Source organism: Mesorhizobium sp. CA12, from assembly GCF_020165255.1.
Lineage (GTDB): Bacteria > Pseudomonadota > Alphaproteobacteria > Rhizobiales > Rhizobiaceae > Mesorhizobium.
Genome location: NZ_JAIUHT010000005.1, coordinates 237,080 through 261,604, shown reverse-complemented (window position 1 = coordinate 261,604; position 24,525 = coordinate 237,080). Strand labels below are relative to the sequence as shown.

The 24,525-nt window shown below is 61.2% G+C and carries 28 protein-coding genes; 13 read left to right on the top strand and 15 right to left on the bottom strand.

Features of this window, described 5'->3' with window-relative positions; translation table 11 throughout:
• The first annotated feature begins 8 nt into the window (after positions 1–8).
• Entirely contained in the window at positions 9–2,711 is a 2,703-nt protein-coding gene (locus LB520_RS11600; RefSeq protein WP_224637582.1) for a PAS domain S-box protein, read from the top strand.
• The gene (locus LB520_RS11595; RefSeq protein ID WP_224637581.1) at positions 2,686–3,183 is read left to right on the top strand and encodes a response regulator; all 498 of its coding nucleotides are present in this window, start codon (positions 2,686–2,688) and stop codon (positions 3,181–3,183) included. The genes LB520_RS11600 and LB520_RS11595 overlap by 26 nt, the downstream gene beginning before the upstream one ends.
• A 690-nt stretch (positions 3,184–3,873) precedes the next feature.
• On the opposite strand, the gene LB520_RS11590 is transcribed toward LB520_RS11595, so the two are convergent.
• The 7 genes from LB520_RS11590 to LB520_RS11560 form a co-directional block, all read right to left on the bottom strand.
• Positions 3,874–4,836, bottom strand: a complete 963-nt coding sequence (locus LB520_RS11590) for a manganese catalase family protein (protein WP_095768513.1) — start codon at positions 4,834–4,836, stop codon at positions 3,874–3,876.
• A 198-nt stretch (positions 4,837–5,034) separates the two neighbouring features.
• The gene (locus LB520_RS11585; protein WP_224637580.1) at positions 5,035–6,003 is read right to left on the bottom strand and encodes an ABC transporter permease; all 969 of its coding nucleotides are present in this window, start codon (positions 6,001–6,003) and stop codon (positions 5,035–5,037) included.
• A 4-nt stretch (positions 6,004–6,007) separates the two neighbouring features.
• Positions 6,008–7,012 (bottom strand): ABC transporter permease, encoded by a 1,005-nt coding sequence (locus LB520_RS11580; protein WP_095768515.1) that lies wholly within the window; start codon positions 7,010–7,012, stop codon positions 6,008–6,010.
• Positions 7,009–8,562 (bottom strand): sugar ABC transporter ATP-binding protein, encoded by a 1,554-nt coding sequence (locus LB520_RS11575; protein WP_224637579.1) that lies wholly within the window; start codon positions 8,560–8,562, stop codon positions 7,009–7,011. Before LB520_RS11575 ends, LB520_RS11580 begins: the two co-directional genes overlap by 4 nt.
• 59 nt (positions 8,563–8,621) lie before the next feature.
• Positions 8,622–9,602 (bottom strand): ABC transporter substrate-binding protein, encoded by a 981-nt coding sequence (locus tag LB520_RS11570; protein WP_095768517.1) that lies wholly within the window; start codon positions 9,600–9,602, stop codon positions 8,622–8,624.
• 58 nt (positions 9,603–9,660) lie between these two features.
• Positions 9,661–11,322 (bottom strand): GMC family oxidoreductase, encoded by a 1,662-nt coding sequence (locus tag LB520_RS11565; RefSeq protein ID WP_224637578.1) that lies wholly within the window; start codon positions 11,320–11,322, stop codon positions 9,661–9,663.
• 24 nt (positions 11,323–11,346) lie between these two features.
• On the bottom strand, positions 11,347–12,093 hold the full coding sequence (locus LB520_RS11560) for an FCD domain-containing protein (RefSeq protein ID WP_224523269.1): 747 nt from the start codon (positions 12,091–12,093) through the stop codon (positions 11,347–11,349).
• Between the two features lie 157 nt (positions 12,094–12,250).
• Here LB520_RS11560 and LB520_RS11555 point away from each other — a divergent pair, with 157 nt between their 5' ends.
• Together LB520_RS11555 and LB520_RS29365 are read left to right on the top strand one after the other, a co-directional pair.
• Positions 12,251–13,351 (top strand): mandelate racemase/muconate lactonizing enzyme family protein, encoded by a 1,101-nt coding sequence (locus LB520_RS11555; RefSeq protein WP_224637577.1) that lies wholly within the window; start codon positions 12,251–12,253, stop codon positions 13,349–13,351.
• A gap of 360 nt (positions 13,352–13,711) precedes the next feature.
• Positions 13,712–13,966, top strand: a complete 255-nt coding sequence (locus tag LB520_RS29365) for a DUF6894 family protein (RefSeq protein ID WP_411969875.1) — start codon at positions 13,712–13,714, stop codon at positions 13,964–13,966.
• Positions 13,967–14,029: 63 nt separating this feature from the next.
• Here LB520_RS29365 and pqqE read toward each other — a convergent pair whose 3' ends face one another.
• From pqqE to LB520_RS11515, 7 genes are all read right to left on the bottom strand, one after another.
• Positions 14,030–15,166: a pyrroloquinoline quinone biosynthesis protein PqqE gene (pqqE, locus tag LB520_RS11545; protein WP_224637575.1), complete on the bottom strand. Its 1,137-nt coding sequence runs from the start codon at positions 15,164–15,166 to the stop codon at positions 14,030–14,032.
• The gene (pqqD, locus tag LB520_RS11540) at positions 15,163–15,462 is read right to left on the bottom strand and encodes a pyrroloquinoline quinone biosynthesis peptide chaperone PqqD (protein ID WP_224637574.1); all 300 of its coding nucleotides are present in this window, start codon (positions 15,460–15,462) and stop codon (positions 15,163–15,165) included. The genes pqqE and pqqD overlap by 4 nt, the downstream gene beginning before the upstream one ends.
• Positions 15,459–16,217, bottom strand: a complete 759-nt coding sequence (pqqC, locus tag LB520_RS11535; protein WP_224637573.1) for a pyrroloquinoline-quinone synthase PqqC — start codon at positions 16,215–16,217, stop codon at positions 15,459–15,461. Before pqqC ends, pqqD begins: the two co-directional genes overlap by 4 nt.
• A complete protein-coding gene (gene pqqB / locus LB520_RS11530) occupies positions 16,214–17,152 on the bottom strand; it encodes a pyrroloquinoline quinone biosynthesis protein PqqB (RefSeq protein WP_224637572.1) in 939 nt (312 codons plus the stop codon). The genes pqqC and pqqB overlap by 4 nt, the downstream gene beginning before the upstream one ends.
• A 126-nt stretch (positions 17,153–17,278) precedes the next feature.
• Positions 17,279–17,374, bottom strand: a complete 96-nt coding sequence (locus LB520_RS11525) for a pyrroloquinoline quinone precursor peptide PqqA (protein ID WP_108702850.1) — start codon at positions 17,372–17,374, stop codon at positions 17,279–17,281.
• Between the two features lie 59 nt (positions 17,375–17,433).
• Positions 17,434–17,952, bottom strand: coding sequence for a ferritin-like domain-containing protein (locus LB520_RS11520; RefSeq protein ID WP_095768525.1), 519 nt, complete (start codon positions 17,950–17,952; stop codon positions 17,434–17,436).
• A 144-nt stretch (positions 17,953–18,096) separates the two neighbouring features.
• The gene (locus LB520_RS11515; RefSeq protein ID WP_095768526.1) at positions 18,097–18,426 is read right to left on the bottom strand and encodes a low affinity iron permease family protein; all 330 of its coding nucleotides are present in this window, start codon (positions 18,424–18,426) and stop codon (positions 18,097–18,099) included.
• Between the two features lie 236 nt (positions 18,427–18,662).
• On the opposite strand from LB520_RS11515, the gene LB520_RS11510 reads away from it, so the two are divergent.
• On the top strand, positions 18,663–18,989 hold the full coding sequence (locus LB520_RS11510) for a DUF768 domain-containing protein (RefSeq protein WP_095768527.1): 327 nt from the start codon (positions 18,663–18,665) through the stop codon (positions 18,987–18,989).
• Between the two features lies 1 nt (position 18,990).
• Here the strand turns inward: LB520_RS11510 and LB520_RS11505 are convergent, their stop codons facing one another.
• Positions 18,991–19,185, bottom strand: coding sequence for a hypothetical protein (locus tag LB520_RS11505; protein WP_140839317.1), 195 nt, complete (start codon positions 19,183–19,185; stop codon positions 18,991–18,993).
• Between the two features lie 237 nt (positions 19,186–19,422).
• On the opposite strand from LB520_RS11505, the gene LB520_RS11500 reads away from it, so the two are divergent.
• The 8 genes from LB520_RS11500 (at position 19,423) to LB520_RS11460 (ending at position 24,436) form a co-directional block, all read left to right on the top strand.
• On the top strand, positions 19,423–19,668 hold the full coding sequence (locus LB520_RS11500) for a hypothetical protein (RefSeq protein ID WP_224637571.1): 246 nt from the start codon (positions 19,423–19,425) through the stop codon (positions 19,666–19,668).
• Between the two features lie 90 nt (positions 19,669–19,758).
• Entirely contained in the window at positions 19,759–20,706 is a 948-nt protein-coding gene (locus tag LB520_RS11495) for an alpha/beta fold hydrolase (protein WP_224637570.1), read from the top strand.
• Positions 20,707–20,948: 242 nt separating this feature from the next.
• A complete protein-coding gene (locus tag LB520_RS11485) occupies positions 20,949–21,374 on the top strand; it encodes a hypothetical protein (RefSeq protein ID WP_224637569.1) in 426 nt (141 codons plus the stop codon).
• Positions 21,371–21,826, top strand: a complete 456-nt coding sequence (locus tag LB520_RS29360; RefSeq protein WP_224600525.1) for a hypothetical protein — start codon at positions 21,371–21,373, stop codon at positions 21,824–21,826. The genes LB520_RS11485 and LB520_RS29360 overlap by 4 nt, the downstream gene beginning before the upstream one ends.
• Positions 21,827–21,987: 161 nt before the next feature.
• Positions 21,988–22,599, top strand: a complete 612-nt coding sequence (locus tag LB520_RS11475) for a hypothetical protein (RefSeq protein ID WP_176477094.1) — start codon at positions 21,988–21,990, stop codon at positions 22,597–22,599.
• Complete coding sequence (locus LB520_RS11470; RefSeq protein ID WP_095768531.1) at positions 22,596–22,988, top strand: phage holin family protein; 393 nt, start codon at positions 22,596–22,598, stop codon at positions 22,986–22,988. The genes LB520_RS11475 and LB520_RS11470 overlap by 4 nt, the downstream gene beginning before the upstream one ends.
• Complete coding sequence (locus LB520_RS11465; protein ID WP_224637568.1) at positions 22,985–23,851, top strand: DUF3618 domain-containing protein; 867 nt, start codon at positions 22,985–22,987, stop codon at positions 23,849–23,851. The genes LB520_RS11470 and LB520_RS11465 overlap by 4 nt, the downstream gene beginning before the upstream one ends.
• A gap of 75 nt (positions 23,852–23,926) precedes the next feature.
• The gene (locus tag LB520_RS11460) at positions 23,927–24,436 is read left to right on the top strand and encodes a ferritin-like domain-containing protein (protein ID WP_224637567.1); all 510 of its coding nucleotides are present in this window, start codon (positions 23,927–23,929) and stop codon (positions 24,434–24,436) included.
• The last annotated feature ends 89 nt before the right edge of the window (positions 24,437–24,525 follow it).

Genomic DNA, 24,525 nt, shown 5'->3' with positions numbered 1-24,525 from the left:
AACCTTTCATGGAACGACGAGTCTTGCCCTCCAGCATTTCTGGCGCGAAATCCCTGGCCCATGGCGAGCAGGTCGAAGGGCCCCGTGCGGTCCTGCTCCTCGGCAACGAGATGGAAGATTTCTTCGAGAATGCAGCCGTGGCTCTCCACCTGGTGGCCAATGACGGCACCATTTTGCGCGCCAATCGAGCCGAACTGGACTTGCTCGGCTATTCCGCGGAGGAATACGTCGGCCGCAACATCCGGGAATTTCACGCCGATGCCGCCGCAATCGACGACATTTTGAACCGCCTTTCTCGGCATGAGCAGCTTCAACACTATCGCGCGAGGTTGCGCGCCAAAGACGGCTCCATCCGTTGGGTGGAGATAACATCAAATGTTCGTTCGGCTGGTGGTCGGTTCCTCAACACGCGCTGCGTCACCCTCGACGTAACTAACAAGGTCGAAGCGGAAGAGTTGTTGCGCGAACAGGAGCAGAGACTTGCCCTGACCTATCACAGCGCTGGTGTGGGAATCGTGGAAGCTGACGCCGAAGGCCGGCTGCTGCGGGTGAACGGACATTTGTGCCGTCTTTTGGGCTATACGCAGGAGGAGCTTGTCGGCCGATCGATTTTCGATCAGACCTTTCCTTCCGACGTCGAGGCGGATCGCACCAAATATCGCCGACAGGTCGCCGGGGAGATCAAAAGCTACACGATCGAGAAGCGGTTCGTCCGCAAGGACGGGTCGCTTTTCTGGGCTGTCGTAACCTCTTCCAGCGTTTACGACGGCATCGGGCGGTTTCACTACGCAGTACGGGTGCAGCACGATATCACCGAGCGCAAAGAGATCGAGGCGACACTCGCGCAAAGGGCCGAGGAGCAGGCTGCGCTGCATCAATTGACCGAAATGCTGCAGCACGCCCATACCCGCGAAGACGTCTACGAGGCTGCGCTCGATGCGATCCAGCGCGGGCTAAGATGTCAGCGCGCTTCTATTCTGCTTTTGGAAGGCGGAGTGATGAAGTTTGCCGCCTGGCGGGGCTTGTCGGACGCGTATCGAAGCGCCGTGGAGGGCCATTCGCCCTGGTCCGCAGCAGACCACGATCCGCAGCCAATTTGCATGCGCGATGTGGAACACGCCGAGCTCCCGAGCAACTTAAGAGACGCAATCCGAACAGAAGGCATCGGCGCGGTCTGTTTCATTCCGATAATCGAAGGCGGGCGTCTGCTGGGCAAGTTCATGGCCTATTTCGACGAGCTGCACGAATGCTCGGCAGAAGAGATTGAAGTCGCCCGGACAATCGCGCGCCAGCTCGGGTTCGGCATTGAACGTGTCAGAGCACAGAATGCGACCCAGCGACTGGCGGCAATCGTGGAATCCTCCCATGACGCCATCGTAAGCAAGGATCTCAACGGCATCGTCTCGACCTGGAACCGCGGCGCCGAGCGCCTCTTCGGCTATACGGCCGCGGAGATGGTAGGCAAGCCCATCACCACCATCATTCCTAAGGATCGGCAGCACGAGGAGCCGCTGATATTAGGCCGCATCCGCAACGGCGAACTCGTCGATCATTTCGAAACGGTTCGCCGCCGCAAAGACGGAACGCTGATAGATATCTCTCTCACAATATCCCCGGTGCGGGATGCGTCAGGCCGTATCGTCGGAGCTTCCAAAATAGCCCGAGACATAACTGACAAAAGGATAGCGGAAGCGAAGATAGAAGACAGCGAACGCAAGCTTAAAGACCTGCTCGCTGCCATTCCTGCCGCGATCTACACCACCGATCGCGACGGCAAGATCACCTATTTCAATGAAGCGGCGATGCAACTCGCCGGCCGAACGCCCGTGATTGGCACCGACGAATGGTGCGTGACATGGAAGCTCTACTGGCCGGACGGAACACCGCTTCCCCACGATCAATGTCCCATGGCCATCTCGCTGCGCGAAGGGCGGCCCGTCCGAGGATATGAAGCGGTGGCCGAGCGGCCGGATGGAACCCGGGTTCCATTCATTCCCTATCCGACCCCGATACGCGATGCCGCTGGAAACATCACCGGCGCCATAAATATGCTGGTCGATGTGAGCGAGCGTAAGCAGGCCGAAACCCAGCAACGGATCTTGCTCGACGAGCTCAATCATCGCGTGAAGAACAACATGATGATGCTGAAGTCCCTGCTTTCGGTTGCGGCGAGGACCAGCAAGAGTTCAGAGGCCCGCACCGTTCTGGATGAGGCCAGCAAGCGGGTGGCCGCCATGGCTGCCGCTCAGCGAGTCCTCTATGACACGCCCGACGCCATCAACTTCGGTGCCGGACCTTTCTTGGGAGCTGTTTGCGAGACCGCAAGACAGATGTTCCCCCCGGCTGTTCAGTTGTTCTGCGAGGCAGATCCGATCCAACTGCCAAACGACATTGCGATGCCGCTGGCGCTCACTATCAACGAGCTTTTGATCAATGCCGTGAAGTACGGCTTGCCCGGAAATGGGCCTGGAACCATCCGTGTTTCCATCAGACAGAACGGCCGAGCCATTAGCCTTGTGGTCGAGGATGAGGGCCCGGGCTTCGAACTGAGTTCGGTGCGCTCGTCGTCGTCAGGCCTGCGACTTGTCGAAGGCCTAGTGCGACAGATCGGCGGGACTTTTGAAGTTAGCCGGCACCCGTCCAGATGCACCGTGACCTTTTGTCTGATGCCCCAGGAGATTGGCCTTGCGACCGAAAGCAGCGATACCTGAGGTGAGCCGTGCGCGGGATATTAATCGATCGTTCGGGCCGCAGATCGTCTTCTCCCGAGATGATGTGAGCGGAGGACACGCTGAAACCACTCTGAACCAGTCGATCTTGGTCGTCGAAGACGACTACCTGATCGCGCTGGATATAGAGGCCGGACTGCTGGCGGAAGGCTTCTCGCTAGCGGGCGTCGCGACCAGCGCCGATGAGGCGATAAGTATGGCGCTCTCGACCAAGCCGGTGCTTGCCCTGATGGATATCCGCTTGCTTGGCAAGCGGGACGGCATCGACGCGGCCGTGGAATTGTACCGCGAGCTTGGCATACGATGTATCTTTACGACGGCGCACGGTGATCGCGACTTGAGGCTTCGAGCCGAGGCGGCCAGACCGCTGGGCTGGGTGCAGAAACCCTATTCTATAGCGACGCTAGTCGCAGCCATTCGAGATGCCTTTCAGGAGCTCAAGAAGGAGAGCTGAACGCGCGGGGAGGGCCAATTAAGCAGTTGGATCCGCCGAGCGCGCCACATCAGTGCTTGATTTTGGGTGCCAAGGTGCTCTGCTCTCTTCGCCTGAGGCAGGTTCGTCTCGGTCGCGGCCTTGCTTGTACATGATCACGGCTTTTAACGTTTGGGGGCTGTCGCGCCCCATCTTCGGAAGATCTGCAAGGCCGTCCGGATATATCGTGACCCTGCCTTCCCCGACATGCGTGACAGCGCCCATGCGCTCGATCTGGTGGGAGCAGGATATGGAAGGGCCGGCGAACGCTGCGGGATTGCCTCCGCTCCGGATGATTCTTGACGCCAACAACAGGTTGATGTGCGAGCCGCTGCTGGGGAGATCGAGCCATCGCGCGCCGAATTCGCCGGGCGCATGATCGGGGCCTTTGCATGCGTGGCCGCAATCTGTTGGCTGATGATCACACGGTCCGCAATCGAGCGTTCTGAAGAGTTCGCGGACCCTGCGCAACCGAAACCAACGACAACGTCTGGCGACCAACGCTGACTAACGTCTCGCACCCAAGGTGCTCGAAACATCAAGCGAAAAGTGCAGACAGGTGCGGGAGACGATTCCGCCTCTCCGCTCTTGCAGGCTCGTCTACCCGTCAGGACGGTGACGGGTAGACGAAACCGAGCCTCGTCAGGTCGGCAGGTTCAATCAGCCCGAATCTTATTTTTTCTTGCGAGCGGCGGCTTCGGCGCGCACAGGCGCCTCGTTGATATTGGCCGCGCCGCCCATGTCGCCATTCTTGGTTCGCCCGGCCCCCGGCCCGGCGCCAATATCGGCGCCTGTGGTCGGATCGGAGGAGGGATCCGAAAGCGTCCGCTCTCCCATTTTTGTAACCACTTTCATGTCTTTGGCCGCCAGCTTGACTGTTGCTGTCCCATCGCCATCGTCCGCTGGCATGACTTCCTCAAGATCGTCCACGCGGTCCCATTCGTCTCCCGAATTCCATGGCCCATTCGTGTCCCCTTCACCCTGCGACGTGTTGACGTACATACTCGCATATTTCTCAATGCCGGGGAGCTTGCCCGTCGGAAAGTTGTTCTCGATCGCGTAGAGTGCTTTCTCGAAAGATTTTTGATGCGCGATTTCGCGCGTCATGAGGAATCCGAGGGCGTCTTTGACGCCGGGATCTTCGGTGATGTTGATCAGTCGCTCATAGACGATCTTGGCACGCGCCTCGGCGGCAATGTTAGATCGCAGATCGACGGTAGGCTCGCCGCGGGAATCGACATAGGCGGCAGTCCACGGGACTCCGGCCGAGTCGCACAACGCAGGTGCGCCGCCAAATAAGATGGACTCTTTGGCTGTCGTGCCGCTTGCGCCGACCATCAAGTACAGTTCGGCTTCTTTCATCTGCCCTTCGGCCAGCTGCGCCTTCAGGCCTTTGTTGAGCATGGTGACGATCGAGCCGACGACCTCGAGATGGCTGAGCTCCTCGGTCGCTATGTCGAGCAACATGTCCTTTCGGCCGACATCGTCTTCGCCCAGCCCTTGGGTGAAATAGCGCATTGCGGCGGCAAGCTCGCCATCAGCGCCGCCGAACTGCTCCATGATCATGCACGCCAGTCTCGGATTCGGCTCGGAAACGCGAACGGTGTATTGCAGTCGTTTATTGTGCATGAACATGAGGCTTCCTCCAAGGGTTGGGGCTTCCTAACCTCCCGACACTTGGAATGTTCCTGCGTATAGACAGAATGACTTAAATCGTGCGTCTTCTGAATCCGCGGAGCCGCGTCGACGTCGCGTGCTCACCCGGATCCGACTTTGCACGAGAATTTCTGCAAGCTAACCTTATGCAATACTTGAGTGGGAGGACCGAGACGATCAGAGCGCGTTGAGGCGCCGACGTGTCAGTCGGGCCTGAAGGAGAACTACCACCAGGAGGAACAGTCCTCGGATCACTGATTGCCAGTAGGCTGAAAGCGAGATCCATCCCATCCCGTTCTCGAAATTCAGAACATTGAAAAGGATGCCGAGCAGGAGCACGCCGGCGAGCGTGGTCACAACCGAACCCGAGCCGCCGGTGAGCAGCGTCCCGCCGACCACAACGGCTGCGATGGCGAACAATTCCCACCCCACTCCTTCAATGGGCTGTCCCGCCCCAAACTGCGATGCGAGGATAACGCCGGCGAGCCCTGCCAATCCCCCGCTCGCGACATAGACCAAAAACTTCACACGATCGGTCCGCAGGCCCATGAGACGCGAAGCATCCTCGCCGCCGCCGATTGCCAGCACCGCCCGTCCGGTGCCGGTGTAATTCAAGACAAGGGAACCAATGAGATATGCCACGACGGCGATCGCCGCCGGGATCGGAAACGTCCAGAAATTGCCTTGGCCGATGGCAGTGAAGCCCGATTCATAGGAGACCGAAACGGTCTGGTTGCCCGCAAGCAGGAGGGCCGAGCCGCTGGCGGCCTGCATCGTGGCGAGAGTGGCTATGAACGGCATCAGATTGGCGCGTGTGACAAGGGTCGCATTGATGAACCCGGCGGCCAGCCCAGCGCCTATACCCGCCGCGAGACCAGGAACGATTCCATAAGGGCTTGCCAATGCCGAAGCCACGCTGCCCAAGGCAGCGACGGAGCCCACGGAAAGATCGATTCCCCCTGTCATGATGACGAAGCACATACCAAGCGCCACCAGCGCGAACATGGAATTGTAACGCAGGAGACTCATGACATTGTAGAAGCTGAGGAACCGATCATAACGCAGGAAACCGAACAGAATGAGCGCAGCCAGGGCGATCAATACGCCGTAGGTGCCAATAATGCGGACGAGGCGGGCGCGATTCATAAGGCTACCCGCGATGCTGCTGCTGCAGCCACACGGCGAGTGCGATGATTCCTGCCTTGACCACCAGGGCAGCGGCGTCAGGCACCCCGTTCGCCAGAAGGGTGTAGCGCACCAGTTGAATGGTAAGCGCCCCCAGAAGGCTACCGACGATGGTGGCCTTGCCGCCGCTGAGCAGGGTCCCGCCCACGGCAACAGCCGCGATGGCATCGAGTTCCATACCAAGGCCAACCAGGTTGGCGTCGCTGGAGGAGTTGATTGCAATCACGATAAGCCCGGCCAGCCCGGCGCAAAGACCGCTAATGCCATAGACCGCAATCTTTACCTTGGAGACGGCAATCCCAGCTAGCTCGGAAGCCTTTTCATTACCGCCGACCGCCAATATGCGTCGCCCGAACAGCGTTCTTTTCAACGCCCATGCAGCTGCCGCGACAATGACAGCCATGATGATGACTTGCGTCGGGATGTCCAATGGTCGAGCAAGGCCGATCCATTGAAATTCAGGTACGCGGAAGGTTTGCAGGTTCCCGTTGGTCATCACCTGAGCGATGCCGCGGCCGGCGATGAACAGGACCAGTGTCGCGACAATGGGCTGGATGCGGAACCGGGCGACCAACCAGCCATTGAAGAGCCCCAACAGCCCGGCCACCGATACCGAGACGGTCATCGCGGCAGCCACGGCCAGGTGGATGCTTCCGATCGGAAGGATCTTGCCCATGAAGATCATCGGGGCCAGCGCACCCGAAATCGCCATCAGAGATCCGACGGAGAGATCGATGCCGCCCGTGGCTATGACGAGCGTCATCCCGACGGCTACGATGACGATGGTGCAGACCTGGGTGAGGTTGACGTTCAGCGTCTGCATTGTCGCGAAATTGCGTGTGAAGGCGAGGTTGAACGCAACCAGCAAGACAAGTGCGATCAAGGTACCGTAGCGTGACAGAAAGCCGAAGAGGTCGAAGCTCCGCGCGACGGCATCCCGCTCCGCATATGACCTCGGCAGCTCGGTCATGTCGTGGCCCCCGAGGAAGCGCTTGTCCCGTGCGCCATTGCGGTCAGCACTTTTTCTTCGTTAGCGGCTTCAGCTTCCAACTCGGTCACGCTAACGCCATCGCGCAGAACGAATATGCGATCCGCACCTTCGATCACTTCCTCCAGCTCTGACGAGATCATGAGCACACCGAGGCCCTGATCTGCAAGTCTCCGGATCAGACGCTGAATCTCGCCCTTGGCACCCACATCGATTCCCCTTGTCGGCTCGTCGAGTATGAGTAGCTTCGGATTCATCGCCAGCCAGCGGGCAAGCAGCACTTTCTGCTGGTTCCCACCCGAAAGCTCCCGCACCTTCTGATTGGGCCCGGAGCATTTAATGCCGAGCTCGCGGATGAACCGCTCGACGATTTCGCGCTGGCGCGAGTCGTCCAGCACGCCGTTGCGGCTGATTTTCGGAAGCAAGGCAAGGGTGAGGTTTTCTGCGACCGTCATCTCCGGCACGATACCTTCGCCCTTGCGGTCCTCGGTGCAGAAGCCCATGCCGGCGGCGATCGCGTCGGCGGGACGGTCGGGGTGGTACGCGGCACCCTCCATCGTCATCTGGCCGGAGCTTGGCCGATCGGCACCGAACACGAGCCGTGCAGTTTCGGTGCGACCCGCGCCGAGGAGGCCCGCAAACCCCGCGATCTCGCCGCGCCGGAGATCGAAGCTCACATTGCGGACAGCCTGCCCGGCCCCAAGCCCTCGCGCCGAAAACATCACATCTGCGATTCTAGAGCGGTCGCGCTCGCCGAAGGCTGTGGCGTGACCCTCGACAGCCGCGACATCGCGGCCAAGCATAGCTGCAACAAGTTCCAGCTTGCCGATCTCTTTCATCGCGGCGGTGCGCACGGTGCGGCCGTCGCGCATGATCGTGACCTGGTCGCAGACCTCATACAACTCGTCGAGCTTGTGGCTTACAAAAATGACGGACACCCCTTCAGCCTTCAACTGATGAATGACGCTGAACAGCACTCCCACTTCGCGTTCGTCGAGGGACGAGGTCGGTTCGTCCATAATGACAAGGCGAGCGGAGAACCCTATAGCCCGGGCGATCGCCACCATCTGCTGTGTTGCAGTGTTGAACTCGCCAAGCGGACGGCGAACATCGATGCCAATTGCGAAGCGGCTCAGCAGGCGCTCGGCTTCCGCGTGCATGGCATTCCAGTCGAGCAGGCCGTAACGGCGCTGTTCCCGGCCCAGGCAAATGTTCTCCGTCACTGACCGTAGCGGGACCAGATTGATCTCCTGATAAATCGTGCTGATGCCGTTGACTTGTGCCTGGTGGGGCGAGTGGACCTCAAAGGGCTCGCCTTCGAACAGCACTTGCCCGGCATCCTTGCGGTGGTATCCGGTCAAGACCTTGATCAGCGTCGATTTGCCGGCGCCGTTCTGGCCTATCAGGGCATGGACCTCGCCTGAGCGCACGCAAAGCGACGCGTCCGCCAGCGCCGGTATGCCGGCGAAACGCTTTTGGATGTCGCGCATGTCGAGAAGCAGCGTGGAAGGTCCGTCCGGCGGCCGCGTCATCAGCAAAGCTCCGAAAAAGCCTCCCCGCCGAGGCGGGGAGGCGCCTTTATCCAGACAACTCAGAACGCCGTACTGATCTTATCCTTTGCGTTCGTGCCATCGTAGAAGTCGTCGTCGTTCTTGATGAAGGGCGGGATTTGCTTCCCCGCGGCATAGTCAGCCATCGTGGCGAAAGCCTTCGGTCCGAAAAGCGGGCTGCAGCCGCAGATGGCGCCGATCTTGCCATCGACGATTGCTTGCACGCCGTCCTTTTCGCCGTCGATCGAGACGATCAGCACATCTTTTCCGGGCGTCTTGCCGGCGGCCTCGAGAGCTGCGATCGCGCCGAGCGCCATCTCGTCATTATGGGCATAGATGATATCGGCTTCAGGATGGGCCTGCAGCAACGTCTCGGCCACCTGCCGGCCCTTGTCGCGAGCGAAATCACCCGACTGTGAGGCGACAATCTTGAATTCCGAGTGCTTGGCGATGATGTCGTCAAACCCCTTCTTGCGGTCGTTGGCTGGCGAGGAACCGGTGGTGCCTTCCAGCTCGATGATCTTCGATTTTCCATTGGCGTTCTTCACCACCCATTCGGCGATGCGATTGCCCTCATTGATGAAGTCGGAGCCGATGAAGGTGACGTAATCCTGTCCAGGCTTGGCCATGGTATGGTCCACATCGCGGTCAATGAGAAAGACCGGGATGCCGGCATCACGCGCGGCCAGGATGACCGGCACCAACGGCTTGTCCTCGCGGGGAGGCAGGAAAATCGCGTCGACGCCCTGCGCGATCATGGAGTTTACGTCGGAGGCCTGCTTGGCCGAGGATCCGGCGGCATCAGTATAAACGAGCTGATGGCCGAGCTTTGCAGCCTCATCCTGCATGCTTTTGGTTTCCGCTAGCCGCCATGGATTGTTGCTCTCGGTCTGGGCGAAGCCAACTTTATACTTGTCTTTCTTGGCAAGTGGCGGGAGCGCGGCGAAGGCGCGTGGAGCGAGGGTAAGAGCGGCCACGCCGACGGCGGAGCCTACCAACAATTTCCGACGGGTAATGATCATGCTTTCCTCCTTGGTTGTCGCGTTTTGACGCCGTTGAATATTCCTCGCCTATGGCGGGCTAGGTCAGCTCGCTTGCAGACTCCGCCCTCGATTGAGTCACTGCGCCCGCTTCCAAAATGAAATCGGCGCAGCGGTCGCCCAGCATCATGGCGGGTGCAGCCGTGTTGCCGGCGTTGATGTTAGGGCACACCGACATGTCGGCAACGCGCAGGTTCTCTATTCCGCGCACCCGCATGGCCGCGTCCAGAACGGCCATGCGATCGCTGTCCGGGCCCATGCGGCAGGTGCCGGCCGGATGGTAATTCGTTTTGACGAAGCGCTTGCAGTGCTTTTCCAGCGCCGCGTCGCTGAGGTCGTCTTCCCGGGGGACGGCTACAGCCTTGACGCGGTCAGCCAGTGGCTTCGCGTGGAATGCCTTCAGGAAATAGCGCTGGCCGGCAATCATCTGCTTCATGTCGTCTTGATGTTTGAGCAGGTGCGGAGAGACGACCGGCATGTCGTTCGGATCTGCCGAACGCAGCTTCACGAAGCCACGGGACTTCGGCTTGACGACCACGGTCGTCACAGTGAGGCCGTAGGTATTCTCGACCAGGGTCAGGATATCGCGGTCCAGGTACACATGGGGCACGCAAAAAGCCTGGATCGTCGGTTCGCCATCCGGGTCGGTCGGATTGACAAAAGCCCCGGCCTCGACTCCCGCGGACAGGATCGTACCGGCGCCGAAAAGCTTGAAGTGCAGGCCGTTCTTGATCATCCGCCAACCCTGGCCCTGCTTAAAGTAGCCATACGGGCCGTTTGCTGTGGCAATGATGGGCACTTCCGGATGGTCGATCAGGTTCTGGCCGACGCCTGGAAGGTCGACGACGCAGGCAATGTCATGTCTGGAAAGTTCCTCGGCCGGGCCAATACCTGACAGCATAAGGAGTTGCGGCGATACCAGCGCGCCCGACGAGACGATCACGTCGCCGTCCGCATGGGCCTCGTGCTCGGTTCCCGATTGGTCAGTGTAGATTACACCCTTTGCGCGCTCGTTCTGGATCAGCAACTGCCTCGCGGCAGAATTCAGCCTCAGCGTCAGCCTGGGATCCTTAGCCAATGGCTCGATAAACGCATAGGCAGCGCTGCTACGCTTCCCGCGCCGGTTCATGAACTGATAGAAGCCCACTCCGCGTTGCGACGGCCCGTTGAAGTCATGATTGTAAGGCAGTCCGAGCCGTTGGACCGCCTGTACAAACCAACGCGAAACATCGTCAATGTGACCGGGGTCGGAGACAAGCAACGGTCCTTCGCTGCCATGCAACTCGCCGCCGAGGCGGTTGTTGCCTTCCATGCCCGTGAAGTGGGGCAGCACCGCCTGCCAGTTCCAGCGGATACCGGCATTGTTGCCGCGCAGCAACTCATCCCATTCGTCATAGTCCGAGGCACGGCCGCGCATATAGACCTGGGCGTTGACCGAGGTGCCGCCGCCTAGCACGTTGCCTTGCGAGATTTCGTGTTGACGTCCATCCAGATGCTGCTGCGGCTCGGTGCGGTAATAGCGCATGAACTTCGAGCCATTGATCATCTTGAAGATCCCCGGCGGCATATCGAGCAGCGGGTGGTGATGCGAATGCCCGGCTTCGAGAAGCAGGACCCGCCGTCCTGCTTTCACCAGCCGCGCCGCGACCACGCAACCCGCTGCTCCACCCCCCACCACGATATGATCGTAAGTCTGCGTCATTCTCGCCGGTCCTCCCTCCGGCCCTCACGACATTTCAAATGTGCCACGGACATACTCCCAAGCCGCGGAAAGATGATTGAGCAGCGCCCGCTCGGCGCCGTCCGGATCTCGCTCGATGATCGCCATGCAGATTTCGCGGTGGCTCAGGAAATTGATGCGGTTGCGTTCGGGCGATCGGGGCATGCGCATCCAATGCGGCGACAGCCACGCGGTGAAGGCCTTGTGCACGGCGGGCATCACCGGGTTGCGCGTGATCTGGTAGAGCACGGCGTGAAATCCTACGTCGGTGGCATAGAACTTTTCCGAATCCGGTATCGCCGCCTCGTTCATTTCGAGCGCTGATCTGAGCGTGGCCACGTCGTCCTTGCGCGCATGGATGGCGGCGTTGCGCGCAAGAGCGGCTTCAAGAAAGACCCGGGTATCGTAGAGGTTCTTCACTCCCGCCTGAGCGCTTAGCAGGTGGCCGACAACACCTTCCAAAGCGCCGAGCGCCGCGTCCAGCCCCGGCCGGCGGACCACTGGGCGAAAGCGTGGACGCGCTTCGATAAGACCGCGGCTTGCCAGGCGAGCGACCGCTTCACGCACCACGCCGCGGCCAACCCCGTACTCGGCCATCAACTCGCGCTCGGCCGGCAGGAAGCTGCCATCACCGAGCTTGCCGGAGACGATATCCGCTTCGATTCCAATCACCATGGCGTCTGCCGCGCGAGCAGCTCCGCTCGTGGCCCGCGTTCCAAGATGCTGTGGTGTACTTAACAAGCCGTCCTCCACTTCACGCAGTCATTAATGCGCAGATCGGACCAAAGCACAAGGTCCAGCGAGTTATCATCGGACCAAAAGCGCGGTGGATCACCGATCTGGTTGCGATCAGCCCGATAGAGTGCAATTATGGTATGACGAAAATAGGCCAGACGATGAGAGCCTCGCAATGGGCGATACAATAATCACGGACGTAGAGGTTCGGCTTTTCCGGGTGCCGCTGCGTGAAGTAATGACCGACGCCAAGCATGGTGCTCACACGCATTTTGAGCTGGTGACAGCGACCCTGAGGCTGGCGGACGGCAGCGAAGGGACTGGTTACACCTACACTGGAGGTAAAGGTGGGCATGCGATCGGAGCCATGATCGTGCACGATCTGGCGCCGTTCCTGAAAGGACGGGACGCGACCGACATCGAGGCGCTCCATGATGGGATGCTATGGCACATCCATTATGTTGGACGCGGCGGCATCGCGTCCTTTGCGATTTCTGCGCTCGACATAGCGCTCTGGGATCTGCAGGGCCGGCGCATCGGCCGGCCACTCTGGGAAATGGCAGGCAGGGCCGGCAAGACAGCCAAGGCATATCGCGGCGGCATCGACCTGAACTTCTCCCTCGATCAGTTGCTGGCGAGCATCGACTCCTATCTCGCCGCCGGGTTCAATGCTGTGAAGATCAAGGTCGGCAAAGACGACCTCGCGGAGGATGTCGCCCGAGTTAAGGCGATCCGCGAGCGCATCGGGCCGCACACCCCGTTCATGGTGGACGCCAATTACGCGCTCGACATTCATCGGGCGATCGAAGCGGCGAAAGCATTCGCGCCTTACGAGCTGCTCTGGTTCGAGGAGCCCATCATACCTGACGATTACCGGGGCTACGCAGCCATTGCCGAGGCAACAGGCATGCCGCTGGCCATGGGCGAGAACCTGCATGTGATCGAGGAGTTCGAGCATGCCTTCGCGTGGTCGAAGCTATCCTACATCCAACCAGACGCGTCGAACTGTGGCGGCATCACAGGCTGGTTGCGGGTCGCCGAGCTTGCGCGCAAGGCTGGAATTCCGGTGTGCAGCCACGGCATGCAGGAACTACATGTCAGTTTGGTCGCAGGCCAATCAAACGCTGGTTGGGTGGAGGCGCACAGTTTCGATATCGACCTGTACACCACTCGTCCGCTCAGGCTGCAGGATGGGCTGGCCGTCGCCCCAGACGAGCCAGGCATTGGTGTCAGCTTTGACTGGCGTAAGCTGGATGGCTTTGAGGAGAGGGTCTAAGCCAGATCGGTAACGGACCGACCTGGCCGGAAAGAGCCAGCTTGCCGAGCGGACCAGCCACGGTCGCTTCGAAGCGTCGAGAGGCTATCGCGCTGGAAAGGAGCGCGCCGCGAATAAGCAGCACCCGCCGAACGGCGACTGACTGGTCCACGGCGGCCGATCAAGTGATCTCCCGGCAGAAGCGAATGACATATCGCTGATTGGGCTGTCGCAGGCGAAGCGGAGCACCTGGCCAATGAAGCAAATGTCCGACTGCTACTACGCGCAAGGTATCAGCTTTTTTGCGAGACCTCGTCCCTCTGCTCATTGCGATCACTCAAAGTTAAATGCGTTGGCATCCGAAGTGCTCACAATGGCTGAATGCCACGGTACGTTTTCGAAGTTACGAGAAACGGGCAGCGATTTGCCGATGCGTGGGTTGAACTGGACAGCCTGCGCGACATGCGACGAGAAGCGCTTAAGACGCTGCACGACATCGCCGTGGACGAAATGACTGAGAGCGACGTCGATGAGACCCTGGTGATCTCGGTCCATGATGAAACCGGCAGGGCGATATATTCAGCAACTCTCACGGTCTCACAATCGTTGCCGCTCTTGCACCTATTTGGCCGGTGAGAGGCGTCGCAGGAGGTTGCGTCGAAGTGGGTCCGCCGCCGAACATTTTTTTTGGGTGGGCCGTCATCGGGGGCCATGATCAGTGCGCGCGTCACGTGGGGTTGTGGCGCCGATCCGCCGGAAAATGAAGCTTTCATTTCCCTCCGGCGCTGCCTGCGCGGCGTCGGTCAGCATCGCCATTCGCTTGTGGATCGGCGACTTGATGCAGGCCGGATCCGTTGCCGCCGCATCGCCGGCGATCGCCATCGCCTGACACCTGCAGCCGCCCCAATCGACCTCGCGGCGCTCGCAGCTTCGGCACGGCTCCTGCATCCAGTCGGTGCCGCGGAAGGCGCTGAATGCCGGTGAGTCGGCCCAGATTTCGGCGAGCCTGCGGTCTCCGAAGCGCTCGAAGCGCAGCGAGGGAATGGTCTGGGCGGCATGGCACGGCAACACGGTGCCGTCGGGCGCCACCATGAAGGCGTCGCGCGCCCAGCCGCCCATGCATGGCTTGGGATAAACGGCAAAATAATCCGGCGTGACAAAATCGATGTTCATGATTCCGGCGAGCCTTTCGCGTGCCGCCGTGACGATGTCCGCCTGCCGGTTGACCGCCGCCAGGTCGGGCATCAGCCTGTCGCGGTTGGCGAGCGCCCAACCGGCATATTGGACATTGGCGATCTCCAGCCGCTCCGCATCCAAGGAGAGGGCGAGATCGATGAATTCCGGCACTTCCTCGATGTTGTGGCGATGTACCGGCGCATTGATGGTGAGGGGCAGCCCGGCCGAGCGGGCGCAGCGTGCCGTCTCCAGCTTCTTCTCGTGGCTGCCCCGGTGGTTGCTGATACGGTCGGTGGTCGCCGGACGGGCACCCTGGAAGCTTAGTTGCAGGTGGTCGAGACCGGCTTCGGCAAAGGCCTCGATGCGGCCTTCGGCAATGCCGATACCGGCGGTGATGAGATTGGTGTATACGCCGCGCGCCGAAAGCCCGGCGATCAATTGCTCGAGGTCGCGACGCAGCGTCGGCTCGCCGCCGGAAAGATGCACCTGCAGGACGCCAAGATCGGCGGCCTGCGAGAAGAGATCGAGCCAGGTCTGCGTGTCGAGCTCGCGGTTAGCCTTAAGCAGCTCGAGCGGATTGGAGCAATAAGGACACTGCAGCGGGCAGCGATGCGTCAGTTCCGCCAGCATGCCGATCGGAGGCAGGATGGGGGTACTCATAGCTTCACCAAAAGCTTGTCCGACCATTCCTGCAGGAAGGCGATGACGTCGGCCGCCACGTCCTGCGGATCCGCCGCGTCATAGTCGGCCGCAAGATCGGCGATGATGCGCTCGACGCTGGACTGGCCGTCACAGCGGCGCAATATGTCGAGACTGATCTCGTTCGGCCAGAATACCTTCTCCGGCGAAAGCACGGCGAACGCCTGCCGCACGGGATCGTACCGGATGCGCACATGCCTGGGCAGCAATGGCGCCGACCGCAACGACACGATGGCTCTTTCCCGTAGCGCTGTCATGGCGCCGCCTCCGGACGGAAGGCGCCGGGCGGTATGTTTCCCGGCGCGCAATAAGCATGCTGGAGCGCATCGAGCATGGCCCAGAGTATGTCGCATTTGAACACCAGCGCATCGATCGCCTGCTGCTGGCGTTCGGGCGTGTCGGCGTGGGCGAGCACGTAGGCGAGGGCGAAGTCGGCGTCGCGCGATGCCTGTTCGGGACGCCGGCTGAAATAAGCCAGCGTATCCTCGGTGATGTAATCATATCTCGCCAGCATCGCCGGCACCCGCTCGCCTATGATGATCGGCGAGAACATCTCGGTCAGCGACGATGCGACCGCCTCCAGCAGCGTCCGGTTCGTGCAGAAGGAAAGATAGGCGCCGACGGCGAAGCGGGTCGCCGGCAGCGCCAGCCTTTCGCTCTTGACCCCTTCGGCATCGAGCCCGAGCGAGGTCGCCAGGTGCAGCCAGCGCGCGATGCCGCCGCTCCAGCCATCATCGCCGTCATGGTCTTCGATGCGCTTGCGCCACGCGGCACGAAACGCCGGATCCTCGGCACGCGCCAGGATCATGGCGTCCTTGCGTGGAATGACGGCCTGGTAGCAATAGCGGTTCAGCGCCCATGCTTGCATTTCGGCCTTCGACAGTGCGCCGCCGGTCATCCTGTGATGGAAAGGATGGCGGTTGTGGTAGCGCTCGTCGCCGACCCGCCGCAGCACGGCCTCGAGCTCGCTCTTGGACAGTCCGCCTCGGGCGGCGTCATGGAAATCGCTCAAAATTCCATCTCCATGCCATCCCTGGCGACTTCCCAGCCAGCCGCCTTGACCGCTGCGTGTTCGGCGGAATTCTCGTCCAGAACAGGATTGGTGTTGTTGATATGGATAAAGATACGGCGACCGATCTTCACATCGGCCAGGCCGGCGATCGAACCCGCTTCTCCGGACATTGCGATGTGCCCCATGCGCGCGCCGGTTTTCTGGCCGACGCGGGCCGTGATCATTTCGTCGTCCGTGTAGACGGTGCCGTCGAATAGAAGGCAGGCGGCATCCGCTAGGCGCGCGCGCAGCGCGGCATCGATGCGCGCGCAGCCCGGAATGTAAAAAACCGCGCCGCGACCGCCGGTTCCGCTGATACGGACGCCGATCGTGTCGCCCGTGTCGGAGCTGAAATCGACGGCGGGATCGCCTCTTTGCTCAAGATAGAGCGCGACCTTGCCTGGCACCGGAAAGCTGCCGACGACCACGCCGGTCGGGTGGCCGTTCGCGCCGCAGATCGCCATTTCCTCCGTCGGCGCCAGCAGGCGCCGAGGCACGATCGCCGGATCAAGGACATTGAAGATCGAATTCGCCTCCAGCGTCGCCAGCACCTGCGCCGTCGCATAGATCGCGAAAGGCTGTCGCTCACGCAGGCTCAGCAGGCCGGCGACATGGTCCACGTCGGCATTGGTCAGCACCACCGCGCGGATAGGCGTCGAGCGCAGCGGTGCGTCGGCCGCGGGCTGCAGCTCGGGCGCTTGCGCAATCTGCTGGCGGATATCGGGCGACGCGTTGAAGAGAACCCAACCTGTCCCGCCCGTCGATACGGCGATGGATGATTGGGTTCGCGAACGCACGCCGGGCATGCCCGTGCGAGCCGCGCGGCTCAGGCGGTAATTGCAGTTCCATTGCGGAAAGCCGCCTCCCGCCGCCGATCCGATGATCTTCACGCGCATGGCAATGCATGCCCAGCGGGCCAACTGACCGGCGCCACTTTTACGGCTGCGGTCGATTTGCGTCCGCGTCTTCTGATATCGCAAAGAATTGCATGCCCCGTCGAGCAGGGCATGCAAATTCACGGGCTACTTTTTCGGCCGGATTTCAGCAGGCAGATATCGCGATATCTCGAAGCCCGCCGCCACCTGACACATGGTTGGTTTCTTCCAGGTCTTCTTCATCGAGTTCTCCTTCTGCAACCATAAGATCGACGGCCGTTAGAGCCAAGTGGTCCACTTTGCTAGGCCGCCTGCAAAGCACGTTGATTGGCGTCGCTCTCGCCAAGAGCGTTGAGCGCCTCGTCGGTTGCCGATTCTTCCTTCAACGTTTGTCGGAGCAGCGGAAGAGCATCCTTGAGACCGAGCTGTTCGGCCCATGCGATCAGCGTGCCGTAGCGTGCGATTTCATAATGCTCGACCGCTTGCGCGGCGCCAACCAGCCCTGCGTCAAGCGCCGGCTCGTCCTTGTACTCTTCGAGGATTTCCGAGCCCTCCTCGATGATTCCGTCGATAGCAGGGCAGGTCTTGCCCCTGGCCGGCTTGCCGAGCATGTCGAAGACTTGTTCCAGGCGGTCCACCTGGTCTTCAGTTTCCTTGAGGTGCTTTTCGAAAGCTGCGCTTATCTTTTCGGACTGTGCTGCTTTCGCCAGCTTTGGCAAAGCCTTCAGGATCTTTTTTTCAGCGTAATAAATGTCTTTTAGTCCGTCCAGGAACAGGCTTTCCAAGCCGTTCGAGGTCGCGGACGAAGCTTTTTTCGGCATCTTAGGTCCTCCTTGGGTGTAGGGATGCGCCTGCGGCACTCTTCCTAATCCGCCCGGGGACCCGAAGTTCCGACAAGAGTGTCATCATCGCTGGCGCCGTGCCCACAACGACTTAGCTCCGAAGGCAGTCCGGTTGAGGAGACGTCAACTTCCGACTCGTCCGACATCGCGCATCCGCTCGATTTCCTCCGGCTCTTTGTCGTCCATTCCGGCGATCTCGTTGCGAGCCTTGTCGTTCGCCTTGATCAGCTCATCGAGTTTCGCCTGCAATGCTTGGGTGTCGCGATGCTCGGCCCTTTGAATAAACAGCGTCATTGCCCAGGTGATCAGCGTCGCGGCGCCGTGCCAGTCAAGTGTCTCCCGCTCGAAGACGTACCAAGCAAGAGTGTAGCCGCCCAAAATCAAAAAGGCCGCCGGTCGAGACGTCAGTGTGCCGACTTTGGTCAGCGCTTCTCGAAGCTGCAATGTTGCCATGCCTGCGAACGGCTGAGCGCAAGCCGGGTTCCCGCTGGATACGTTGGGCTGGAACCTAGCTCGAGGCGGGAACGTCCCCCTCGTGTCAAGCGCTCTCGCCGTGGAAAGCCATCGAGTGTGTCCCCAGAGTGTTCAAGCTCCCCACCGTGCAGCGATCCGCCCATTCCCCGCCGTTTCGGATTTACGGAACATCGGCGTCATCGTCCAGTTATCTCGCGTCGAGGAGGAGGTGCTCCATGAACGCGACAAAGGAATTCCTGCGAAGCTGGCTGGAAGAGAATGTCGGCAACTTGCCGACCGACACCGAGATCAGCGTTGCGATGCTGGCGCAGCAATTCGAGCAAGACGCCGATGCCGCCGGCTACGGTCGCGAGGTGCGCGAGCAGGAGGTGGGCAACATTGAGGACGCCATCCAACGTGCACTAGACAAAGCCGGCGAGGAAAACAGAGGGTCGGAATCCAGTGCTGATCACGAGAATTCGCTGGCGCCTGTCATCGATGCCCTGGAAGATGTCGAGCCTGAACAGGATGATGCCGAGGGCTCCGGCAAGCCGGCTGTCTAGTCTAGCGGTTCTCCTTGGTCAGCGTCGAAATTACCGCGTCCAGAACCGTCTTTGGGCAAGTCTCTCCTTCGCGCAGCGCTTCGAACAGGGAGGTCACCAAGCTTTCCAGCGTTCCGCCGTGATCCTTCGACAGTTTCGAAGCTGCCTGCGTTAGCGCTTCGAATTCCAAAAGACTGAGTTGAGAGTGGCGCGTCATGGTTCCTTCCTCGCGAGGCGGACGCAGGACGCAACCGGACGCTTGCCGCACTCGTAGAAGTGCAGCGGTTCAGCCTCAACCACATTTGTTGCAAGAGGCTGTTGCTTCTCCCGGCTGCGGAGCAGTAACGAGGTCGATCTCGCTGCCCACGGAACAAAGGCCGGCCACAGAGGTTTGGCCGGCTTCCAACCTGCTCGGAAGTCAGCAGACATCCGATGAAAGCGGAGAAGGTGCTCAATGACGAAGCCCCGCCAAAACGACGATTCCGCGCGATCAACCCCAAGCAGCGATCGGACCGGCCAGCAAACAGGAGCGGACAGGGATTCGCCGCAGGAAGATCCGGTTGAAGGCTCGCGCAAGATTGTGGATCGCGAGCTCGCCCGGCAAAAGCCGTCGGCCGGGGCTGATAAGAAGGAGGCCGAGCAGAGCCTGCGCGACCAAGTCGAGGAAGAGACCGAGCTGCCTCAGAAAGGGTCGGCCTGATAGCGAGCAGGGCGGCTGTAAAGTCGCCTGCTCCGCCACACCGCCTGATTTCCAACGATGACGGCAAAGTTCAGGAAGAATCTGCTTCTGTTGCTTGCGGCGGCAGCGGTTGGCTTGTCCCTGTACAATGGCCAGCTTGCGCGACGAGCGTTGGCCGCACGTCCGCTCGGGCGCTTCATCCATCTCCGGGGAACGAAGCTGCATTTCCTGGAGGCGGGCAATGGGCAACCGCTTCTGCTGTTGCACGGCAATGGCGCCTCGGCGGAAGACTTCACGACAAGCGGCATCTTCGGCAGAGCCGCCGCCAGATATCGCGTACTTGCCTTCGACAGGCCCGGCTTCGGCATGAGTCCACGCCCGGCCGGCAGACCTTGGACCGCAGCTGCCCAGGCCGACGTCATCGATGCCGCGGTCGCGAAACTCGGCATCGGGCGCTACATGGTTGTCGGCCATTCCTGGGGTGCAGCGGTGGCGCTCCAGATGGCGCGTCGGCATCGCCGGTCGGTAGCTGGCGTCGTTGTCGTCGCCGGCTATCATTATCCGTCGCCGAGACTGGCCCTTGCCATCTCCGCGCTGCCGGCGGTTCCACTGCTCGGGACGGTGCTGCGCCACGCTTTGCTGCCTTCGCTGGTTAGGCTGAACTGGCATTGGGCGATGAAGCAGATTTTTCATCCGGCAACGGTCGCGATGCCTTTTGCGGCGATGACAAGAGGATTGGCGAGCCGGCCCTCGCAGCTGCGCTCCATATCCGCTGAATCCTTTCTGATGCTGGTATCGGCACTCTTCCCAAATCGCCGATATGCCGACATCGCCGTCCCTGTCGGGATAATTGCCGGCGCGGGCGACCAGCTGTTCGATGCCAAGGCCGAGGCGCTGCGGCTGCAATCAGAGATAAGCCACTCGCTCGTAGAAATCGTTTTGGATGCGGGACATATGGTGCATCAAAGCAATCCGCAGGTGATCCTAGCGATGATCGACAAGGTTGCGGCTCTTGCCAACATTGGTGACATGGCGAAGCAACCGGCTCGCACGACATGATTAGGTGCGCGGTCCGCGGAACAACGTAATACGGCCGAGATTCGGCTGGCCTCCAACGGAGAACCAGCCACGTATTTTACCGACAAAGAAATTGCAATTCCCGGTCAGGGTGGAAAAGCCGAACCCGATCTTCGCGCGCGCCCTGCAACAGGCAATCGGCGGCGCAAAACCCGAACACGGAGGAACTTTCGCGTGGCTGCGGCTTGATCTTCGGGATTTGATGCGATTGCAGCGAGGGGAAGATGTCGCGCACCGTTGCCCGGCCGAGCCGGGCTTTCCTGCCCCTGCTGGCGCTTGCCTCTTGCTCCTCGTCTAAAACGATTGACCAGCAATCGAAGCGTGCGGCCTCGACGGCGCAGGCGGCAGTGCTGTTGAGCGACGCCTGGCTCTCCGGCGCCGCGCCATCCCATTGTGCGTCCTCTGCATTGCAAACCTTCGCCGAGACACTCGCCGCCGGCCAGCAAGTGGAATCGGCGTCTCCCTCCGACCGGGGAAAGCGAGATTCGTTGGCAGCGGCTGTTACCCGGCTGTCGAATGCGGCAAGGCGGGCCAAGGACGCGGTCGAGGCCGAACAGGATGCCCAGGTCGGTCAGGCGCAACAGGAGCTTCGGGCCGCGCAAGGCGATCTCGCTGTGGCCTATCGCCAGTATTTTGCGCAGCAGCAATGAAGAAGCTGCTCGAAATTTCACTCGGTGTCGTGACCAGCGTCGGCGGCTTCGTGGAGGTCGGCTCGATGGCGACGGCGGCGCAGGCCGGTGCATTGTTCGGCTACCAGCTCATCTGGGCGAGGATGGCGACTGTAAATCTCGAGCACCTTGCCGGCAGGCCCGTATTTTCCGAGCGCGGCAAGAGCATCGGCTATATCGAGGAGATCATCGCAGAGCAGGATGGTGACGATCTCGTCGTCACCGAATTCCATATCGGCATCTTCGCGGCGTTCGAGCGACTATCCGCGTCGACTGTCGGCACCGCATTGCTCGACTTCTTCGCGCTGAGCCGCCGCGAGGGCCTTTATCGCATTCCCTGGGACAAGATCGATATTTCCGATCCGACACGCCCCAGGCTGCTTTGCCCAGACGAGAAGCTTGCCGCTTTGAAGGCAAAGCCCATGGGCAAATGAGAACTCGCTAAAAAGCTGCTCGTCCAGGGGAACATCGTAGCCGGCCGGAAGTTCGGATTGGATCGAGGAGGCTGCACCATGAACAGTGTCATCTATCTCATCGGACTGATCGTTGTTGTGCTCGCAGTGCTTTCCTTCCTCGGCTTTCACTAGGAGGCACCATGCAGCGCGAGGATGATCGAGGCCCCGAGTCCGACTTCGCCAAGGCGAAGGACGAAGTTTCCGACCGGATCCAGCAAGAAACCCAAAGCGCCGGCGAAGCTCTCCACGATGCCCGCGACGAGGTCGCCCGCAGGGCTGGAGCGTATGCCGCCGAAGCCCAGCAGGCCGTCTCCGAAAAGGCCGAGCAGACGCAGCGCGATATCGGATCGAGCCTGTCGGTTTTCGGCGGCGCCCTGCGCGCCGCGAGCGATCACTTGGCTAACAGCGACCAGAGTGCGGCCTCGAAGTTCATGCAGGAGGCCGCAAGCGGGCTGGAGCGGCTGTCCTCCTCGTTGAAGGAGAAGCCGTTCGGACAAGTGCTCGAAGACGTTCAGTCCTTTGGCCGCGAGAATCCTGGAGCGCTTCTTGCCGGTTCGGTTCTGGCGGGATTGGCACTTGGCCGCTTCATGAAGGCTTCGCCGCCCGGCACGCGCCGCCCGACGCAGGCCGCGGCCAAGCCTGAACGTTCCGGACAAACCGGCCTGGGAAGGAGTGCACGACGGGATAGCGCTCCCTCAAATTGGGGTTCCGACGGCGGCATACCCGGCAAGGCAGCGGAGCTGAAGAAATGAGCACTCACGATAATCCAAGTCTCGGCACATTGGTCGCCGATCTGGCGCAACAGGTGAGCACGCTCGTGCAAACGGAGGCGAGGCTCCTAAGAGCGGAGATCTCGGAGAATGCGACCAAGGCTGGCGCAGGCGCCGTCGAGGTGCTGGGCGGCGCGATATGTCTGCTCGCTGCGCTGCTGGTTTTGTTGCAGGCGCTCGTTATCGCTCTGGCCCGCCTTGGTCTGGGCGCCGGGTGGTCCGCTTTGCTCGTGGGCGTGGTCGTGGCCGTGCTTGGCGTGATCCTGTTGCGGACCGGCATGGCGAGCATGGCGCCTTCCGAGCTCGCGCCGGACCGTACACAGGAACAGCTCAAGCGTGACGTGAACGTGATCAAGGAACAAGCGAGATGACCGAGAGATCCGCAGCAGAGCTCGAACGCGAAGCGGAAGCCACGCGCGCAAGAGTGGTGGCGACCGCCGACTCCATTCGCGACAAGATGACCCCCGGGCAGCTCTTTGACGAATTCACCGGGCATTTCAGAGGCGGCGCGGGCTCCGAAATGCTTCACAACCTGAAGGCCCAGGTGCGGGACAATCCGTTGCCGCTGACGGTGATCGGCGCGGGCCTAGCCTGGCTGATGTTGGGCAGCGGCGCCTCCGCCACGCCGGCTGGTACCGATGGTGTGACGCGGCGCGGTCCTGGCCTCGATCATGGAGCGTTCGGCGCTGGAATGGGTTCGACCGCCTCGGATGCGGCAGGCGCTGTCGCCGAAGCGGCCAGCGGGGCGGCCGGAACTGTCTTGGGAATGGCTAACGAAGCTGCCGGCACAGTGTCGAATGTGGCAAGCAGCGCAGCCGACACACTGGCGAGCTCGGCGGCGGCTGCGGCCGATATGGCAACGAGTGCCAGCCGCTCGGCACATAGTCTGCTTGAGGACCAGCCTCTCGCAGTGGCTGCCGTCGGCCTCGCCATCGGAGCTGCCATCGGCGCCATGCTGCCCCACACAGAGGTCGAGGACGAGCGATTGGGCACCTATCGCGAGAGGCTTCGGGATAGTGCCGAAGACACTTTGAAAGAAGGCCTCGACACCGCAACGCAAGTCGCGGCGGAAGCCTACCAGTCGGCAAGCGACGAAGCCGGACGGCAGGCGTCGAGCGAGGGCACGCTGGCCGACAAGGTCGGCGGGGTCGTCAAAGCCGCGGCCGACAAGGCCGACGAATCGGTGCGCGAGAAACTTTCCGATTCCGACGCGTCCTCGTCCGGGAAATCGTAGCCGCTTTTTCAACACTCAAGGAACAATGCGCGCCTCCCTCGGTTCGGGCGGCGTCAGATAGATGGAGACACCGCAATGGCTGAATCGCGCGCATGGCTTGTCCAATGGCTGAGGGACGCTCACGCCATGGAGGAACAGGCAGAGACGATGCTGTCGGGGCAATTGAGCCGGATAGACAACTATCCGGAACTCAGCGAGCGAATTCGCAGCCATCTGGAAGAGACGAAAGAGCAGGCGAGGCGGCTGAAAACCTGCCTAGATGGCCTCGATGAAGGTTCCTCCATGTTGAAAGACGCAGGCGGCAAGCTGACCGCTACAGCGCAGTCGATCAGCGGCGTCTTCGCCGGCGACGAGGTCATGAAAGGCTCTCTGGCGAGCTACACGTTCGAGCACATGGAAATCGCGTCCTATACGATCCTCATCGCCGCGGCCAACGCTGCGGGCGAGGCTGAGATTGCCCGTGTTTGCGAGCAGAACCTGCGCGAAGAGGAAGCCATGGCCGAGTGGCTGAAGAGCAACCTGCCGCAAGTCACGCAAAAGTTCCTGACGCGGGCGGACGCCGACAGCGACAGCGCGAAACGCTGACTTGGACAGACCACCGCCAGGAACAATCCGCATTTCCAGCTGTTAGGGTCGTGGTCGGTCCTCCCTCTACCGGTCGAAGGCTGGCCCGC